Raw genomic sequence first — 16,590 nt, forward strand, 5'->3', positions numbered from 1 at the left:
GTACGGATGATCAAACGAAGGACGTGTGCAGAATGAATGATAAACCCATTATGGAAACTGGCCAAAAGTTTCCGTTAACGATTAAAAGACTCGGTATCAACGGCGAAGGCATCGGTTACTTTAAGCGCAATGTCGTTTTTGTGCCCGGCGCTTTGCCCGGCGAAGAAATTACAGCGCAAATTACGACAATCAAACGGAATTTCGCAGAAGCCCGTGTAGTTAAAATGCGAAAGGCCTCCCCTCATCGCCAAACTCCACCCTGCCCGATCTATGAGGCTTGTGGGGGTTGCCAATTGCAGCATATGACGTATGACCAGCAGCTCATCGAAAAGCGGGATTTGATTGTACAGGCACTAGAGCGTTATCTTAAAGGCGTTAACGTCAAAATCGAAGACACAATCGGTATGGAGGATCCATGGCATTACCGCAATAAAAGCCAGTTCCAAACACGCCTGAAAGGTTCGAAGGTCATCGCTGGCCTGTTCGCTGAAAGTTCTCATCAATTACTCGATATCGAGCAATGCATCGTGCAACACCCGGATACGACCGTCATCACGAATTCCGTAAAACGGATCCTGGAAGAATTGCGGATTCCAATCTACGACGGAAAAACAATGCAGGGAGTCATTCGGACAATCGTGGTCCGCACCGGTGTTGAAACCGGTGAAATTCAGTTGGTGCTGGTGACCACACGTTCGAAAATACCAAAAAAAGAATTATTGCTCGAAAAACTGAAAGACCTCGACGTTAATCTTGTGTCAATTGTTCAGAATATCAACACTGAGAAAACTTCTTTGATTTTCGGTGACGAAACTGTCACTTTATTCGGCAAAGATACGATTCATGAAAAATTGGGCGAGCTTGCTTTTGATCTTTCAGCTCGCGCATTTTTTCAATTGAATCCGAAGCAGACCGTGAAACTATATGATGAAATTAAACGTGCAGCGGCATTGACCGGCAAAGAGAAAGTCGTAGACGCTTATTGCGGAGTTGGCACTATCGGATTGTGGCTCGCGGACGGCGCCGGCGAACTGCGCGGCATGGACACCATCCATGACAGTGTGGTGGATGCTAAAGCAAATGCCAAACGTCAGGGGGTCAAAGCGAAATACGTTACCGGAACTGCCGAAAAGTGGCTCGATATTTGGAGCAAAGAAGATTTTGTGCCTGACGTGCTGACGGTTGATCCGCCGCGCACAGGACTCGGAGATTCCCTATTGAAAACAATTCTGGCAGTGAAACCGAAACGCTTTGTCTATACATCATGCAATCCTTCCACGTTGGCGAAAGACCTGCAACAATTGACGAAAATTTATAGAATCGAATATATACAGCCTGTCGACATGTTTCCGCAAACGGCGCAAGTAGAGGCAGTTTGCCTGTTGGAGCGAAAATAGGCTGTAAATTCAAACGTAATAAATAATTTTATTTCTAACAGTTTCAATTTTTTTAGTCTTTAAATCAACTAGTCAACAAAGCAATTTAAAAATTGAGAAAACCGGCTTGAATTTATGATTCAAGCCGGTTTTTGCGTTTAATGCTTTCTAAAGCTAAATCAGATTTACATTGTTAAATTTTCTGAATTGTTTTAAAATTATTCTTAGAGCAGTATTTGTAAACACCACCGATGAACATCCGCAGAAAAACACATTATGGAGTTAAATCTATCAATGCCTTTTATAATCCTTGCGATTCTTTGGTAAACATGAAGATGACATTGCAATAACTCATAATAATCCTGTCTATACGGAGGTGTATGAAAAATGGAATCTCTCAGCAAAAGTCTATATGAATACGGAGAATTATTGAAGGTCACTGATCTGCAAAAAGCCTATAAAAGCTTGATGCAATACATTAAGGAATTACGCAGGTACTTTAAGGAAAAGTATCCGGAATATGAAGTATCGGCAAATCTGTATCTTGGTTATCTGGACTTGACGTTTTTTACAATAACCTCTAAGTTGGCACAACAAAATCAACTGAAATACATGGTTGTTTTCAGGCATGATAAAATGCAATTTGAAGTTTGGCTTTCCGGAAGAAACAGAGCCGTTATGTCTAAATACCATAGAAAATTCAGTGGACACAGAATGAATAAACATTCCTTAACCGCAGATGACAAAGGAATGTCTTCTATTATTGAAACCATAGTGGTTGAGAAGCCTGATTTTGACAACATGACTGAATTAACAAATCAAATCGATCTGGGGGTAATAAGTTTTATACAGGAGGTTGAAAACACGTTTTTAACTGACGAATAACTTCAAAGTTCAGCTTTGTGGCCCAAGCTGAATTTGTCGACAAGCGTTTTTTTAAAACATTGATTTCTCTGAGGAGTTTTCTAAAAATGAAAACACTAAAGTATGTCTCTTTGCTTATCTTTTTTCTATTTTTAGTAGTATCAAATGGAATGGCGTTATTCAGTTTTTCGGGCTATTCTCTTTTGAGTAACACTACCAGCCATTTGGGTGCTAAAGGTTCGCCAAATTCTTGGGTCATGAATTCAGTTTTTGTTGCTCTTGGAACAATGGCAATTCTTGTTACTTTTCATACTGGAGTCAGATACCATCAGATTGTAGGTGCAATTTTCGGGCTCAGCCTGGTAATGACAGGGTTTTTCCAACACGCACCTTTAATTCAGTCGATGTCAGTCAATCAGCTAGAGGATCAAATTCATTCGATATTTGCTGGTATTACCGGATTCAGTTTCACCATTCTTGCTGTGGACCACACATTTATCAGCTCGGGATCACAAAGAACTGCAGGTATCATCATGGCTATTGTAGCCATAGTAATATCTCTGGCTATGATGAACTTTCCTGCAATCATGGGACTATTGCAAAGAGTTATGTTCGTCAGTGCTTTTGGTTGGTTATTTTTCTTTCTGAAAACACCGAATGGCACACAAGTATTCAAGAATCCCAATTTCGACAGAATCAGCTGAAATGTACTGAACTGCTGCACTTCACACTGCTTTCGGAACCCGAAGCGTCCTTTTATAGCAAGTGATAGAAATCTTAAAAATTATATCAACACAAAAGGACTTCCATTATTATATGGAAGTCCTTTTGTGTTGGCCTACACTTTTTTATTAATTTGCAGGTTTTATGATTTTATTACCGCGTAAAGCGATGATGGTGAAAATGATGAGCAGAATTCCTGCGATGAGCAGGAGAAAGCTCAATTCTTCTGTCAGATCAAGGAATAATCCGCCCATTGCCGGACCTGCGAGGCTGCCGATGCTGAATGCAATCCCGCACAGCAGATTGCCCGTCGGCAGCAATTCCCGTGGCATAAGATCCGCCATATAGGAAATGCCGAGTGAAAAAGTTGAACCGACAAACATGCCGGCAAGAATGAAAAAGCCGAGCGTAATCCAAGCATTCGACTCGAAAAAGCTTGCGGTGCCGAATGCGGCAGCTCCACCGAAGAGTGCCAGCAGCAGGACTTTCCGTCTGCCGATGCGGTCGCTGAGTTCACCAAGTGGCAACTGGGTCACAATGGCGCCAAGTGAAAAAGCGGCCAGCATATAGGACACCATTGCAATGTCAATCGACTGGCGCAATGCGTAGATCGGGTAAATTGCGTTCAACGAAGATTCCAGGAAACCATAGCCAAGTGGCGGCAGGAACGCAAACCAGCCGATGATGATTGCTGCTTTAAATCGGCTCAAAGTTCCTCTTGCAGTCATCGCACTTGTTGTAGTTTCGGGAAAATCATTTTTCAGGAAGAACACCAATACCCACGCTGTAAGACATAATAAACCGGAAATGATGAACGGCAGGGCTTCAAAGATATTCACGAGTGGAACGAATAATGGCCCCGCACCGAACCCGATGCTGAAAGACATGCCATAGATGGCGATATTTCTGCCCATGCGATTCTGAGGCGATGTGCTGGTGATCCAGGTTTGTGTGGAAAAATGCAAAGCCTGGTCCCCTATTCCGATTAATATTCGCAGGATAAACCAGAAAAGGACAGACTTCCACAGCGGAAACAGCAGCAGTGACAAAACCACCAAACCGCCGCCCACAATGATGATCGGCTTGAATCCAAAGCGGCGAAGCTGGGGCTCCATAAATGGTGCAATGACCAGCGTTCCTATGTATAAGCCTGTGGCACTCAAGCCATTTAATGCCGAGGACACACCGTCCTGCTCAAAAATAACGGCAATCAGCGGCAGCAGCATCCCCTGGGAAAATCCGGAAATCGACACGATCGCGACAAGGATCCAGAACCGGCCGCCTTCACTTTTTAAGAAATTTTTCATGATGCCTCCCCGTCTAAGCACGTTCGTTTGTATTTGAAAAGAATTCAGATACAATTTTATCATAAGGAGGAGATGGAAGATGAAGTTTTTCATGACAGAAAATGGATTTTCGGGTGACTTGCCTTTTGGTGAACTGGCCGTTTCAACAAATGAGGAGCAGGGGTTCCGCCCTTATCAATTGCTCATCGCTTCTTTAGCGGTTTGCAGCGCTGGAGTCATGCGTAAAATTTTAGAAAAACAGCGAATGCCGGCTGAAGATATCCAAGTGGATGTGAAAGAGATTGTTCGGATAGACGAGGAAGCGGGACGTGTGTCAAAAGTGCATCTTCATTTCCTGATCAAAGGAAAGATTGATGACTCTAAGATGCCACGGGTGGTGGAACTTACAAGAAAGAATTGTTCGATGGTCCGTTCGGTTGAAAATTCTATTGAAATTGTTGAAACATACGAACTTGTATAAGACGAATAAAAGCTCAGTCCGTATCTGAATATCAGATTGCGGCTGAGCTTTTATGTTTCAATTTCAATTTCGCTTTTTTTCATAAGACCATTTTAACGGCTATTGCCGGTTAAATGTTCGAACCCCCTCCTTTTACATAGAAATTTTAGATTGGTTTCGACTATTCATTATGGCCTCCTTTCAATTGATTAACTTTAAATTAACACATAATTCTGAATATGTAAATGTCCAAAATACAAAAAACATTAAAATCACTCTTTTTGCCTACTCTATGTTACAAAAAAAGTAGTGTTAATAACCGCTTCGGCGCTCTGGACAAGGGCAAAGACAATGCTCCTGCGCAAGCTCGTCGCAAAGGCGAAAAGCCCGAGTTAGTTCAGCGCGAGCCAAGAGTTGGCCGAAGGTAATTCGGCCGAGTCTTTGTGACGAAGCTAGCGCAGCGATGCAGGAGCACGGGTTTTGGCAAGCATGCTGTTTTGCGGAATATCGACCCCTATAGATATTATACTCATTATTGAAATTTCATTTCAAATCAGCTACGATAGAATGCGAAACGAGGTGTGCCCTATGGGAAAATCCATCACAGATAAGGAACAGCAAGTAACTTATATGAAGCAGCGTTTGAACATGTTTCTCGACGTACTCGATGCAATTGAACCCGAAACAGCTGAACTCGAAGATATTGACCGTCTCATCGCCATGGTTGATGAACTCGACGGTAAGATGCAGCAGTTCAAAAGCCGTCCGATTGATGAAGACTAATAGAAATTTCATTCCGTTTCCTTCTTAGCTGATGAACGGATTTTTCTTTTTAATGAAACATAACTGTTCAGCACTCAGCAGAAATTAAATACAAAAAGCCGGATCCGTTCTTGAATCGTTGAATTCAAGGGAGTCCGGCTTTTTTATCTTTTCTTTTCAGAATATCGCGTCTGGATTGCATGATGGCATTGATTTGTCCACCTATCATCAAAAGAATGGAGGACACGTATAACCACAGCATCAGAATGATCACACCGCCAATTCCTCCGTAGGTTGCTGAATAATTGCCGAAATTATTGATATAGACTGAAAAGCTGTATGATACTGCCAACCAGCCGATTGCAGTGAAAGCCGATCCTGGCAGGACTGATTTAATATCCAGCTTGATGTTGGGTGCCGCCCAGTAAATCACTGCAGCAACAACGAAAATGATTAGAGGCGGTATCGAAAAACGTAATGTGTTCCAGGTTTCCATAAAACCTTCTTCAAGACCCATAAATGAAAAAATGAAAATGCCGATCTGCCTGCCGAATATCGGCAACGCCAACGCAATCAATATAATGAACACCATCAGGAATGTTGTAATGATAGACATGCCTCTGGCAATCAGAATCGGCCGATTTTCTTCTACACCGTATGATTTGTTCAAAGACTTTATAAGGGCGTTCATGCCAAGACTGGCAGACCAGATTGTGGCGATCAGCCCGAAAGACAGCAGGCTTCGATTTTCCTGTGTTAAAATTTCATTCAAGGTTTCTTCAATCAGAAGATAAACTTCTCCTGGCACCACATTCGCCATAAAATTATAAATCTGATCTTCAGCAATATTCAAATAAGGCAGTAAGGTGATCAGAAAAATCAGTAATGGAAAAATAGACAACAGGAAAAAGAACGCTAATTGCGCTCCGAGTCCTGCAACATCCACATCATTGATTCTTTTCCATAATTCTTTCAGGAAGCCGGATGCATTGGTGACGTCATAGACTGGTTCCTTTGCCTCCGAACTATCCGGTTGTGTTTTTTGCGAGCCTTTCAGCGAATTATTGCTTTTTCCCATATTCCGCATCGCGGTTCGAGTTATTGTCTGAAGAACTGCCCTCGTCATCAGTCAATGATGAAGAAGCAGATGGATCGTCTTCCTGGAGTGCTGATTTGACATCTTGAGTCGAATCAACAACAGCTTCTTTTGTATCTACAAAAGCTTCTTTTGTATCCATCGCCATTTCTTTTACCTGAGGAGTCAATTCTTTCAACTCATTGACTTTACCCCCAACGTACGAAGCGTCTTCTGAAACGCGCTCATAAAGGTTCTGGAATTTACTTGCCTGCTGCTGTACGGCGGCTTTCAATTCATCTTTATTGCTTGCATAATATTTGGCGTTCTCTGATACTTTTTTTGATTTTTGCATTACATCATTTCTGGTGTTGCTGTCGAATAAGGAAACGATTACCCCCACTGCAGCTCCCACCAATAATCCTGTCATCAATTTGTTCTGGCTCATTCTGAATTCCTCCCAAAGAAAATAGTTTGTTCTGGCGTGTCTTTTGAATTTTTCCCTAATCTCTCCATATTTAAACTTCTCTGTTTTTATTTTTTAAAAAAGACTTGACTCTGAGTGTAAACTTTCGGAATATTAAATCAATGGGAGGTGCGAAGTTATTTCAAGAAAACAGAATTACATAATTGGGGGGAGAATTGATGGAAAGATTTGAAGAGTTATTGGGGACGATCAGCGGCTATGTTTGGGGAATTCCGCTCCTTATCCTGATTGTCGGAACAGGGATTTATCTTACTATACGTTTAGGATTCTTACAGCTTCGCTTATTGCCTTATGCACTTAAACTAACTTTTTCCAAAAACGTTGATAAAGATTCCAAAGGGGATATATCCCATTTCCAGGCCCTGTCCACCGCGATGGCGGCAACTGTCGGTACCGGTAATATTGTCGGTGTTGCGACAGCCGTTGTACTCGGCGGACCGGGAGCGATTTTCTGGATGTGGCTTTCTGCATTCTTCGGTATGGCTACAAAATACGGAGAAGCCGTCCTTGCTGTAAAATATCGGATCACCGATTCAAAAGGCCAGATGGCCGGGGGGCCGATGTATTACCTGGAACATGGCTTGAAACAAAAATGGCTCGCAGTTCTGTTCGCAATTTTCGGTGCCATTGCCGCATTCGGAATCGGCAATATGACACAATCCAATTCTGTGGCGTCCATTGTTGACGAAACATTCGGATTGGCGCCTTGGGCTACCGGACTTATCCTCACTGCTTTTGCTGGACTGGTAATTTTGGGTGGCATCAGAACCATTGGTAAAGTTACCGCATTTTTTGTTCCTTTCATGGTATTGTTCTATGTAATTGCCGGATTGATCATTATGGTTTTAAACTTCGACCTGATTCCTGCCGCTCTCGGCACGATCTTCAGCGCTGCGTTTACAGGTGAAGCAGCGGCCGGCGGAGCAATCGGTGCTGCGATTCGTTACGGTGTTGCCCGCGGGGTATTCTCCAACGAAGCGGGACTCGGTTCTGCACCTATCGCCGCTGCTGCTGCGAAAACCGATATGCCTGGCCGACAGGCTTTGGTGTCGATGACACAAGTTCTGTTTGATACATTGATCGTCTGTTCGATTACAGGTATTACTATCGTCATGTCCGGCCTTTATACAGAGGAAGGCCTGGAAGGCGCACCGCTTACAAGTGCAGCTTTCGGCCAATTCCTGGGAGGCGTCGGACCATATGTTGTTGCATTCGGTCTGATTTTCTTTGCTTCTTCTACAATTATCGGCTGGTCTTATTACGGTGAAAAATGCTTCCAGTATTTATTCAAGAGTCCAAGCTTGTTGATCGTGTATCGAATCCTTTTCGTAGCAGCCGTCTTCCTTGGCGCTACAGCTTCACTTACTGTCGTCTGGACATTCTCTGATGTAATGAATGGCTTAATGGCAGTTCCAAACTTAATCGGTCTTCTCGGATTGTCAGGCGTCATTGTCTATGAAACGAAGAGAATCGTGGCGAAAGCCAAAGAGGAAAAAGAAGCGAAAACTGAACTTGCACGTTCAGGAAATTGACATTCTTTTTGATAAATGAAATGATAAGGCATACCATACCGAAAGGCAGGAACCCATCATGGACTTATCAAAACAGTCTCCAGAAAATGTAAACTTTATGATTGAGGAAATAAAAACGAAATTGCGGATGGTCAACGTCGACGCGATGAAAGCCGAACATTTCAATGCGTCACAGTATGAAGATTTGCGTGACCTGTACGAAATGGTCAATAAGCGCGATAACATTACACCAGGTGAAATGCAGGCAATCGCGCAGGAACTTGGCTCATTGAGAAAGTAAGAAAAGCGACAGTGAGAGATGGGCCCAAACTGTTTGGGTCCATCTCTTTGCGATGAAGCAGCGCAGCGGTGCAACGCTCTTTCATGTCTCGAAGCTAGCGCAGCGGTGCAGAGACAGAGACAGAGACAGGGACATGGACATGGACAGAGACAAGAGCACAGCTTACCGCAATAACGAAAAGCCCCTGAAATTTTTCAGGGGCTTTTTTCTGTCGCTTTATTTATTTTGTACAAATAAAATTCACTCCGGTTTCCGGTACTGCGCAATGTACCAGCCACCTTCTTTTATGACGGTATGGATGCCCAGCATATCAAGTCCAGCTCCACTTCCCCATTCCCGCAACTCTTCGCGTGTCGGCAGCCGGTAAAGGTTATCGAAAGATGAGAAGAAGCTATTGAAGACATTTGCGAACGGCGGATCGTCGCTGCTGCCTGCAATCGGCGTCACTATGGATAGGATTCCTCCGGGACTGACCCAACTGGCCAATTCGAAAATCAGCGCCTCTCTTTTTTCGAGATCAATATAATGCAGCACATTATTCATCATCACCATGTCAAACGGCTGGTCGGGATTATACTCCCAAAGATCCGCATTTTCCACTGTGATATTATTGTTGTCTGCTGTCAGTTGTTGCGCTTTTACCGTCACTTCTTTACTGATTTCGATACCGGTAAACTGTGCATCAGGAAATCTGCCCGCCAGTTTTTTAATGTACCCCGCTTCTCCGCAGCCGATATCCAACACCGATTGGACATTGTTCTCACGAATTCGCTTGGACATTTTGGGCATAGCAAGCACTTCAAGCAAGCGGCTTGTCTCCGCAACCGTTCCCGCGTGTTTTTCTTCATCAAAATGAAGGCGCTCTCCATTTCGCATCATCTCCGGATAATGTAAAAGCGTCGGGATATGAAGCTCCATCATTTCTTTCAATAATACGCCGGAGGAATTGTCGCCTTTCGGCTTGGGCAGCTTCCAGGCATTGGCCAGCTTATGCCGCCCTCTCCCTGCTTCTTTGAGATGGCCGATGGATACTCCGACGGCCACCCATTGTTCGAGCAGGTTTGCATCAAGCCCGTAAGCATCGGCTACATCCGTCTTTGCCATCGGACGCTCGAATGCTCTGAATAAATCGAGCTCATAGCCTACATACGCGTGCCAGCTGTATAAAAATGGCTCATTCCTTTTCATATACATTCTTGCTTTGAACATCTTCATTACATCTATCATCGCAATCCCTCATCTTTCCATGGATAGTCATCTTCACGTGTATAATATCTCAGCTCTTTTGACTTCTTCGGGAGATCCCTTAAACGCACGGGAATAATCCCTCCCTGAATAAACCGGTCCCTCACATTCTCTTTCCACATACCGAGCCCTGAGACATTGAGCATCTGCTTAAAATGAAGGATTGGATCTTCTTCCATCCGCTCGAAAGTCTTTTGGCGCAGGAAACTTACAGGCTTGAATGGGTAGGAATATGCCAGCGCAGCCAGATGGCTGAGCTGAATCACATGTTCCGCCCTCTTGTAACGAACCTTTTCATACCATTTCAGATTATCAGGATTCATTTTATGGCTTTCGATCATATCGGCTGTCAATTCACCCAGCACATCTGCATCTTGTATCGCCATATTCATGCCTTCTCCGGCCATCGGGTGGACTGCGTGTGCCGCATCACCGATAATCGCTTTATTGTCCCTGACGTACGACGGGGCATGGAACATTACCGGAATCATCAACTGAATTTTTTTCCAGTCCGTCAACTGGTGGACGAAACCATCCATTGTAGGGGCTAAATCCGTATAAAGTTTATGGAAATGGCTGATCGGTTTTTCTTTCAGTTCTTTGTAATCGCCTTCCGGAATCAGATAGACAGATCGCACCTGATTGTCCGGCAACGGGAACAAACCGAGGAATCGATTGTATGTAGAAATAATCTGACCATCCTTAAAATTTTCAGGTCTTGGGAAAGATACGGTTAAGAAATGATGGTTATAAGTCGTTTGTTTGATTTCGATTTCCATATGTTTTCTCGTAACGGAGGCTCTTCCTTCAGCTCCGAAAAAATAATCGGCTTCCACTTCAAAGTTATTTTTTCCTGATTTAAGGAATGCCTTGTTGTCGGCATATCCCGTGCAGGAAGTTCCGGACATATAATGAAAATTCTTATATTCGGATGCAGCATCCAACAAAATATCCTTAAGTTCCTCGTGATGCGCCATAAAAGCTGCATTGTATTTACCGGGCAGTACGCTGTAATCCATAAATGTCTGGTCCCGGACTTGGAGCGAACTGGATAATTCAAGCATATCAAGGACTTTTATCTCGTTGCTGCGTGAGGTAATGTCGTCGTATACGCCTAATCCATCAAAAATCTGCATACTTTTTGGCTGCAGCAATTCACCTTTATAAGTAGGCGCTTTCGCCTTCAAACGTTCTGCCATCACTACGTCGACGTTCCGCTGAACAAGTTTAAGGGCTAATGCCAGGCCACCGATGCCGCCGCCGCTGATAAAGACTTGTGTTTTCATCAAACTCAGCTCCTCTCTTCTATATTCCTCAAAGATGACGGCTAAAAACCTCATTCCGCTTCCGATTCCCCCAAAAGCATGATTTAATTTTCATAGAACCTTATAAAAGAAGCGCTATTTGGGATACAGGCATTGCGGACTATGTCTGAAAATTGTTACTATGTAAGAGATGAGAGGAGAGATTCATTTGACATCATTGAATGATAAATTAAAAAGCTACGCAGAATTGGCGGTAAAAGTAGGCGTCAACATTCAGCCGAACCAAAAATTGTACATAGCCGCTTCCATTGAAGCCGCACCATTTGTCCGCCTGGTTGTAAAAGAGGCATATGAAAGCGGAGCAAAGCAAGTCTTTGTGGACTGGAATGACGATGAAGTTTCCCGGCTACGTTTCGAAATGGCGCCGGAAGAATCGTTTTCAGAGTTTCCTTCCTGGAAAGTCCAGGAACGCGAGCAATTGGCTGAAGAAGGTGCGGCTTTCATGAGCATCGTTTCTCAAAGCCCCGACCTGTTGAAGGGCATCGATTCAAAACGCATCGCTGCTTCCCAGAAAGCGACCGGGCAGGCACTAAGTAAATACCGTCAATATGTTCAATCCGATAAAATCAGCTGGACGGTGTTAGCCGCTCCATCGAAAGCATGGGCTGCGAAAGTTTATCCGGACGTTTCGGAAAATCAACAAGTAGAGGCTTTATGGAATGCAATTTTAAAAGCTGTCCGCGCGGATCTTGAAGACCCGATTGAAGCCTGGAAAGAGCATGATGAATTGCTGCATACCAAAGTTGATTATCTGAATGGCAAAAACTACGCGAAATTGCATTATTCTTCACCCGATACCGACCTGGAAGTGGCTCTGCCAAAAGGCCACCTATGGTGCGGCGCAGGCTCAAATAACGAAAAAGGCGATTCATTCATGGCCAACCTGCCGACAGAGGAAGTTTTCACCGTGCCACAAAAAGACGGTGTAAACGGCTACGTGTCCAGCACAAAACCTTTGAGTTACGGCGGCAATATTATCGACGAATTCAAAGTTACATTTGAAAACGGCCGGATTACGGACATCACCGCTAAACAAGGTGAAGATGTTTTAAAACAACTGGTTGAAACGGATGAAGGTTCCCATTATCTCGGGGAAGTTGCACTTGTCCCACATCAATCACCGATTTCGGCTTCGAATATCCTTTTCTACAACACATTATTTGATGAGAATGCATCCAACCACTTTGCAATCGGAAGCGCTTATTCTTTCTGCCTGGAAGGCGGCAAGAAAATGGATTCTGAGGAATTGCTGAAGCATGGACTGAACCAAAGTATTACGCATGTTGACTTCATGGTCGGCTCGGAAAAAATGGACATTGACGGCATTTTGGAAGATGGTACGCGCGAACCGATTTTCAGAAATGGCAATTGGGCATTTTAAAACTCAGAAATTCGACACTTAATATTTTTTCTTTTATCATGTATAATAAAAATAGATATTCATTGTCGAGAGAGGAGTTTTTATCATGTTAGCTGGTATTGTTACTGTTTTAGGTTTCATGGCTGTAATCTTCATATTTTTCTTTACCCTTCTTCATTTCCTGGGGAAAGAATTGCACTCACATGATGCAGAGCATGTAGACCCACTTCCAAAACGCAAATTCTGAACCATATTATGTAAGCAGGCTTTTATCAAAAAGCCTGCTTTTTTATTATTTTAAAATGACTGATAGATTACAATTTGAAGACATTTATTTTGCATAAACGTTACATATTGAAGCAAAGGTCCCGTTTTTTTTCTTACCGCCGCACCAATAGGCCCCTTTAATATTGCAGTTTCAAGTGCTTCCAAAAAGCTCTCTTTTTTAGCGTGTTAAAATTCAAAATGGACTTGTTTTAACTTGTTTTATATTAGGAGGAGTAATAGGTATGTTTTCTTCATCAGACATTGGAATCGACTTAGGCACAGCGAATATTCTTGTTTATACAAAATCAAAAGGCATTATCCTAAATGAACCATCAGTTGTCGCATTGGATACGAAATCAGGGAAAGTCATTGCCATCGGCGAAGAAGCCAAAGCGATGATCGGCAAAACTCCCAATTCCATCCGTGTGGTGCGCCCGCTTAAAGACGGTGTCATCGCAGACTTTAACGTTACTACGGATTTATTGAAGATGGTTATGCAAAAAGCCGCCAAACAATTGGGGGCAGCTTACCGGAAACCGAATGTCATGATTTGTACCCCATCCGGCGCCACTTCCGTGGAACGCCGCGCCATCCATGATGCCGTCAAGCAAAGTGGAGCGAAAAGTGTGCATTTAATCGAAGAACCTGTTGCAGCGGCAATAGGTGCCGACTTGCCGGTAAGTGAACCGATTGCCAGCGTCATTGTTGATATCGGAGGCGGCACGACAGAAGTCGGCATCATTTCTTTTGGCGGCGTTGTTTCGTCCAACACAGTGAAAGTCGGAGGCGACCGTATGGATGAAGATATCATCCAATACGTACGCAAACATTTTAATGTGCTCATCGGTGAACCGACTGCTGAAAAAATTAAAATAGAAATCGGCTATGCGCTGATTCCCCATAAAGCGGAAACGATGGAAATCCGCGGCCGCGACATCATGACCGGCCTGCCGAAGACGGTCTCGCTGACGTCAACGGAAATTCAGGAAACACTTAAAGAGCCGTTATTGGCTATATTGGAATGCATCCGTGCAACGCTTGAAAATTGCCCTGCCGAATTGTCAGGCGATATTGTCGACCAGGGCGTCGTCATCACCGGCGGAGGGGCGTTATTGAAAGGCATGCAGCAATGGCTGTCTGAAGAAATATCAGTGCCAGTTCACATGGCACCTATGCCTCTTGAGTCCGTAGCTGTAGGTACAGGACGTTCACTCGTCATGCTCAACAAACTGGACAAAATTTCAAAATGATTCTTCCGGAAGCCTTGTGCTTCCGGTTTTTTTTGTCCTGACGATAAGAAACTCGTATTCGGCAAAAATTTCGATTAAAATAGAAGATAGCAATAGTAGAAGGAGTGGTAAATATGTCAATGCTGAATGAAATCCTGGACTATAACAAGAAGTTTGTGGAAGAGGAAAAGTACGAGCAATTCATCACCACGAAATTTCCGGACAAGAAAATGGTCATCCTGACGTGCATGGATACGCGGCTTTTTGAATTATTGCCGAAATCGATGAACTTAAAAAACGGCGATGTAAAAATCGTGAAATCCGCTGGTGCTGTCATCAATCATCCCTTTGGCGGCATTATGCGCAGCCTGATAGTCGCAATTTATGAGCTGAACGCAGATGAAGTGTACATAATCGGGCACTACGATTGTGGCATGGCCGCTATCGAACCTCAAAAAATCCTTGAAAAGATGAAAACGAGAGGCATTACTGAAGAAACGATTGAAATGATGCGCTATTCAGGAGTCAATCTTGATGAATGGCTGCGCGGATTTGACGATGTAACCGAAAGCATCCGCCACAGCGTCAACATGGTGCGCAACCATCCGCTGATGGACGGCGATGTTCCGGTGCATGGGCTTGTCATTGATCCGACGACAGGCAAGCTGGACCTTGTCATCGACGGAAATAAAAATCGATAAAAAAAACCGATGAGAATTTTTTCTCATCGGTTTTGAGCTTGTTGAGAAAGTAAAAATGAAAGCCGATATTCTGCAAAACAGCTTCGAAGACAGTAGACGTGTCCTGCACGGAAACTGTCTTTGCGACGAAGTGCGCAGCACTGCAGGAGCACGATTTTAAGGCTGCTCCTGCATCGCTTCGCTAGCTTCGTCGCAAAGCGCCTGCTCCCCTGGGCGTCTTCGCTGTTTTGCTCCATATCTCAGCTCTTTTTCTATAAAGGAATAGGCGTTTAGGTGTGTTGTATGTGAGAAGGTGAACACTTGCATTATCAGAACAGAATGAAGCGGCAGGCGGCGACTCCATCGGGAACCAGAGCTAGTCCTGAGACCCCGCAGGGAAGGTTTGACCGAACACCATTCGGTCGAACCTTTGCGACGAAGCGTGGAACGCTGCAGGAGCATCGGTTTTTCGAAGCGAGNGTCAGTTTCTCGACAGCCAGAAAACCGATGAGAAGTTTTTCTCATCGGTTTTCTTTTGGAAAATAAATATAATCGACAGTTGTACCTTCTTTGCCGAATTGCCGAAGCAAAGAAGTGATCTGCCCTCTGTGATAAGATGCATGGTTAATAAATGTAAACAGCATCTCTTCCCTTGTCTCTATAAAAGACTTTCCTTTGAGATTCGTGAAAGGCATGATTTCCTGCCATTGATCTTCCGACAGGGAGGAAAAATACAATTCCATTTCTGCGTGAAGCAGCATAAACGCCTGTTTTGCATCCCCAGCTGTTTCGACATGGAAATACTCCACTTCCGGCTTCTCGATTCCAGTCATTCTGAGCAGCCATAATTTTTCAACGGTGATGATATGGCTGATCGTTTCTTTGATCGACGGGAAGGAACTTTCTCCTTCCTTTGTATAGATTTCATCTCCAAATTGTTCGGTATGTGACAGGATCCTCTGGGTGGCCCATTGATGATAGGCGAACAGTTTATCTCTCAGCATAAGACACCTGCTTTCCGTCGGCATTTTATTCCCACAACCATCTTTTTGTTTGTTTCCACCATTTTTTATAGGTGGCCTTGCCCTTTCAAAATTCTGACTCCAGGACTGCAAAATGATAGTGATCTTCCCATACTCCGTTGATGTAAAGGAATTCTCTCAATAAGCCTTCATTGTTAAAATGTGCTTTTTCCAAAACTCGGATGGAACCGGCATTCCGGGGAGAGACATACGCTTCGATCCGGTGCAGCCGGAGCTTCTCGAATCCGAATGCAATCACTAATTTCACTGCATCAGTTGCAATGCCGCGGCCAATATACGACTCATCGATCGAGTACCCGACCAACGCACTGAGAAATGGCAAGCGCTTAATGCTGTACATGGAAATATGGCCGATCAGTTTGTCTGTCTCCGGTTCGAATATTCCAAAACTATATTCCCGGTTTTCCTTCGCCTGATGAATGGATTCAAGTATTTTTTCCCGCTGGACGGCTGCCGTAAAATAACTGTCCCGATGCTGCGGCTCGAATATCGCCCAATACGTCCGGTTCCGGAGAAGCAATTGCACCATTTCCTCGGCATCTTCTGTCGTCAAAATACGCAGGTAACAAAGCCGGCCTTTTAAGAGAAGATTCATA

Annotated in this window: 18 protein-coding genes; 11 read left to right on the forward strand and 7 right to left on the reverse strand. The window is 43.9% G+C overall.

The window, feature by feature from the left end; translation table 11 throughout:
* The first annotated feature begins 32 nt into the window (after positions 1 to 32).
* The 3 genes from rlmD (at position 33) to ACFQ1X_RS08005 (ending at position 2,944) form a co-directional block, all read left to right on the forward strand.
* Positions 33 to 1,397, forward strand: coding sequence for a 23S rRNA (uracil(1939)-C(5))-methyltransferase RlmD (rlmD, locus tag ACFQ1X_RS07995; protein WP_144840936.1), 1,365 nt, complete (start codon positions 33 to 35; stop codon positions 1,395 to 1,397).
* Positions 1,398 to 1,763: 366 nt separating this feature from the next.
* The gene (locus ACFQ1X_RS08000; RefSeq protein WP_144840935.1) at positions 1,764 to 2,261 is read left to right on the forward strand and encodes a DUF7000 family protein; all 498 of its coding nucleotides are present in this window, start codon (positions 1,764 to 1,766) and stop codon (positions 2,259 to 2,261) included.
* Positions 2,262 to 2,347: 86 nt separating this feature from the next.
* Complete coding sequence (locus ACFQ1X_RS08005) at positions 2,348 to 2,944, forward strand: DUF998 domain-containing protein (protein ID WP_144840934.1); 597 nt, start codon at positions 2,348 to 2,350, stop codon at positions 2,942 to 2,944.
* Positions 2,945 to 3,091: 147 nt separating this feature from the next.
* On the opposite strand, the gene ACFQ1X_RS08010 is transcribed toward ACFQ1X_RS08005, so the two are convergent.
* The gene (locus ACFQ1X_RS08010) at positions 3,092 to 4,270 is read right to left on the reverse strand and encodes an MFS transporter (protein ID WP_379082059.1); all 1,179 of its coding nucleotides are present in this window, start codon (positions 4,268 to 4,270) and stop codon (positions 3,092 to 3,094) included.
* 79 nt (positions 4,271 to 4,349) lie between these two features.
* Between ACFQ1X_RS08010 and ACFQ1X_RS08015 the strand changes: the two genes are divergently transcribed.
* Positions 4,350 to 4,730 carry an OsmC family protein gene (locus tag ACFQ1X_RS08015; protein WP_144840932.1) on the forward strand — a complete coding sequence of 127 codons (381 nt, stop codon included), beginning with the start codon at positions 4,350 to 4,352 and terminating at the stop codon, positions 4,728 to 4,730.
* 567 nt (positions 4,731 to 5,297) lie between these two features.
* Positions 5,298 to 5,492, forward strand: coding sequence for an SE1561 family protein (locus ACFQ1X_RS08020; RefSeq protein WP_144840931.1), 195 nt, complete (start codon positions 5,298 to 5,300; stop codon positions 5,490 to 5,492).
* Between the two features lie 124 nt (positions 5,493 to 5,616).
* Here ACFQ1X_RS08020 and ACFQ1X_RS08025 read toward each other — a convergent pair whose 3' ends face one another.
* Both ACFQ1X_RS08025 and ACFQ1X_RS08030 read right to left on the reverse strand, forming a co-directional pair.
* Entirely contained in the window at positions 5,617 to 6,549 is a 933-nt protein-coding gene (locus ACFQ1X_RS08025) for a YihY/virulence factor BrkB family protein (RefSeq protein WP_379082063.1), read from the reverse strand.
* A complete protein-coding gene (locus ACFQ1X_RS08030; protein ID WP_379082065.1) occupies positions 6,533 to 6,994 on the reverse strand; it encodes a YtxH domain-containing protein in 462 nt (153 codons plus the stop codon). Before ACFQ1X_RS08030 ends, ACFQ1X_RS08025 begins: the two co-directional genes overlap by 17 nt.
* Positions 6,995 to 7,191: 197 nt before the next feature.
* Between ACFQ1X_RS08030 and ACFQ1X_RS08035 the strand changes: the two genes are divergently transcribed.
* Complete coding sequence (locus ACFQ1X_RS08035) at positions 7,192 to 8,565, forward strand: alanine/glycine:cation symporter family protein (protein ID WP_144840929.1); 1,374 nt, start codon at positions 7,192 to 7,194, stop codon at positions 8,563 to 8,565.
* Between the two features lie 58 nt (positions 8,566 to 8,623).
* Complete coding sequence (locus ACFQ1X_RS08040; RefSeq protein WP_144840928.1) at positions 8,624 to 8,845, forward strand: DUF1128 domain-containing protein; 222 nt, start codon at positions 8,624 to 8,626, stop codon at positions 8,843 to 8,845.
* A gap of 240 nt (positions 8,846 to 9,085) precedes the next feature.
* Here the strand turns inward: ACFQ1X_RS08040 and ACFQ1X_RS08045 are convergent, their stop codons facing one another.
* On the reverse strand, positions 9,086 to 10,072 hold the full coding sequence (locus ACFQ1X_RS08045) for a class I SAM-dependent methyltransferase (RefSeq protein WP_144840927.1): 987 nt from the start codon (positions 10,070 to 10,072) through the stop codon (positions 9,086 to 9,088).
* Positions 10,069 to 11,376: an FAD-dependent oxidoreductase gene (locus ACFQ1X_RS08050; protein ID WP_144840926.1), complete on the reverse strand. Its 1,308-nt coding sequence runs from the start codon at positions 11,374 to 11,376 to the stop codon at positions 10,069 to 10,071. The genes ACFQ1X_RS08045 and ACFQ1X_RS08050 overlap by 4 nt, the downstream gene beginning before the upstream one ends.
* Positions 11,377 to 11,563: 187 nt before the next feature.
* On the opposite strand from ACFQ1X_RS08050, the gene ACFQ1X_RS08055 reads away from it, so the two are divergent.
* From ACFQ1X_RS08055 to ACFQ1X_RS08070, 4 genes are all read left to right on the forward strand, one after another.
* Complete coding sequence (locus ACFQ1X_RS08055; protein WP_144840925.1) at positions 11,564 to 12,796, forward strand: aminopeptidase; 1,233 nt, start codon at positions 11,564 to 11,566, stop codon at positions 12,794 to 12,796.
* An 85-nt stretch (positions 12,797 to 12,881) separates the two neighbouring features.
* On the forward strand, positions 12,882 to 13,022 hold the full coding sequence (locus ACFQ1X_RS08060; protein ID WP_379082071.1) for a hypothetical protein: 141 nt from the start codon (positions 12,882 to 12,884) through the stop codon (positions 13,020 to 13,022).
* A 262-nt stretch (positions 13,023 to 13,284) separates the two neighbouring features.
* Complete coding sequence (mreBH, locus tag ACFQ1X_RS08065) at positions 13,285 to 14,292, forward strand: rod-share determining protein MreBH (protein WP_144840924.1); 1,008 nt, start codon at positions 13,285 to 13,287, stop codon at positions 14,290 to 14,292.
* A 113-nt stretch (positions 14,293 to 14,405) separates the two neighbouring features.
* Positions 14,406 to 14,972 carry a beta-class carbonic anhydrase gene (locus tag ACFQ1X_RS08070; protein ID WP_144840923.1) on the forward strand — a complete coding sequence of 189 codons (567 nt, stop codon included), beginning with the start codon at positions 14,406 to 14,408 and terminating at the stop codon, positions 14,970 to 14,972.
* 500 nt (positions 14,973 to 15,472) lie between these two features.
* On the opposite strand, the gene ACFQ1X_RS08075 is transcribed toward ACFQ1X_RS08070, so the two are convergent.
* Positions 15,473 to 15,955: a DinB family protein gene (locus ACFQ1X_RS08075; RefSeq protein ID WP_144840922.1), complete on the reverse strand. Its 483-nt coding sequence runs from the start codon at positions 15,953 to 15,955 to the stop codon at positions 15,473 to 15,475.
* An 85-nt stretch (positions 15,956 to 16,040) separates the two neighbouring features.
* A complete protein-coding gene (locus ACFQ1X_RS08080) occupies positions 16,041 to 16,589 on the reverse strand; it encodes a GNAT family N-acetyltransferase (RefSeq protein WP_144840921.1) in 549 nt (182 codons plus the stop codon).
* Position 16,590 lies beyond the last annotated feature (1 nt).

This window comes from Metaplanococcus flavidus (genome assembly GCF_042675885.1).
GTDB classification, from domain to species: domain Bacteria; phylum Bacillota; class Bacilli; order Bacillales_A; family Planococcaceae; genus Planococcus; species Planococcus flavidus.

What these genes read in the sequence shown, in the direction of transcription:
- rlmD (WP_144840936.1), top strand. Translation starts at nt 33, where the DNA reads ATGAATGATAAACCCATTATGGAAACTGGCCAAAAGTTTCCGTTAACG.
- ACFQ1X_RS08000 (WP_144840935.1), top strand. Translation starts at nt 1,764, where the DNA reads ATGGAATCTCTCAGCAAAAGTCTATATGAATACGGAGAATTATTGAAG.
- ACFQ1X_RS08005 (WP_144840934.1), top strand. Translation starts at nt 2,348, where the DNA reads ATGAAAACACTAAAGTATGTCTCTTTGCTTATCTTTTTTCTATTTTTA.
- ACFQ1X_RS08010 (WP_379082059.1), bottom strand. Translation starts at nt 4,270, where the DNA reads ATGAAAAATTTCTTAAAAAGTGAAGGCGGCCGGTTCTGGATCCTTGTC.
- ACFQ1X_RS08015 (WP_144840932.1), top strand. Translation starts at nt 4,350, where the DNA reads ATGAAGTTTTTCATGACAGAAAATGGATTTTCGGGTGACTTGCCTTTT.
- ACFQ1X_RS08020 (WP_144840931.1), top strand. Translation starts at nt 5,298, where the DNA reads ATGGGAAAATCCATCACAGATAAGGAACAGCAAGTAACTTATATGAAG.
- ACFQ1X_RS08025 (WP_379082063.1), bottom strand. Translation starts at nt 6,549, where the DNA reads ATGGGAAAAAGCAATAATTCGCTGAAAGGCTCGCAAAAAACACAACCG.
- ACFQ1X_RS08030 (WP_379082065.1), bottom strand. Translation starts at nt 6,994, where the DNA reads ATGAGCCAGAACAAATTGATGACAGGATTATTGGTGGGAGCTGCAGTG.
- ACFQ1X_RS08035 (WP_144840929.1), top strand. Translation starts at nt 7,192, where the DNA reads ATGGAAAGATTTGAAGAGTTATTGGGGACGATCAGCGGCTATGTTTGG.
- ACFQ1X_RS08040 (WP_144840928.1), top strand. Translation starts at nt 8,624, where the DNA reads ATGGACTTATCAAAACAGTCTCCAGAAAATGTAAACTTTATGATTGAG.
- ACFQ1X_RS08045 (WP_144840927.1), bottom strand. Translation starts at nt 10,072, where the DNA reads ATGATAGATGTAATGAAGATGTTCAAAGCAAGAATGTATATGAAAAGG.
- ACFQ1X_RS08050 (WP_144840926.1), bottom strand. Translation starts at nt 11,376, where the DNA reads ATGAAAACACAAGTCTTTATCAGCGGCGGCGGCATCGGTGGCCTGGCA.
- ACFQ1X_RS08060 (WP_379082071.1), top strand. Translation starts at nt 12,882, where the DNA reads ATGTTAGCTGGTATTGTTACTGTTTTAGGTTTCATGGCTGTAATCTTC.
- mreBH (WP_144840924.1), top strand. Translation starts at nt 13,285, where the DNA reads ATGTTTTCTTCATCAGACATTGGAATCGACTTAGGCACAGCGAATATT.
- ACFQ1X_RS08070 (WP_144840923.1), top strand. Translation starts at nt 14,406, where the DNA reads ATGTCAATGCTGAATGAAATCCTGGACTATAACAAGAAGTTTGTGGAA.
- ACFQ1X_RS08075 (WP_144840922.1), bottom strand. Translation starts at nt 15,955, where the DNA reads ATGCTGAGAGATAAACTGTTCGCCTATCATCAATGGGCCACCCAGAGG.
- ACFQ1X_RS08080 (WP_144840921.1), bottom strand. Translation starts at nt 16,589, where the DNA reads ATGAATCTTCTCTTAAAAGGCCGGCTTTGTTACCTGCGTATTTTGACG.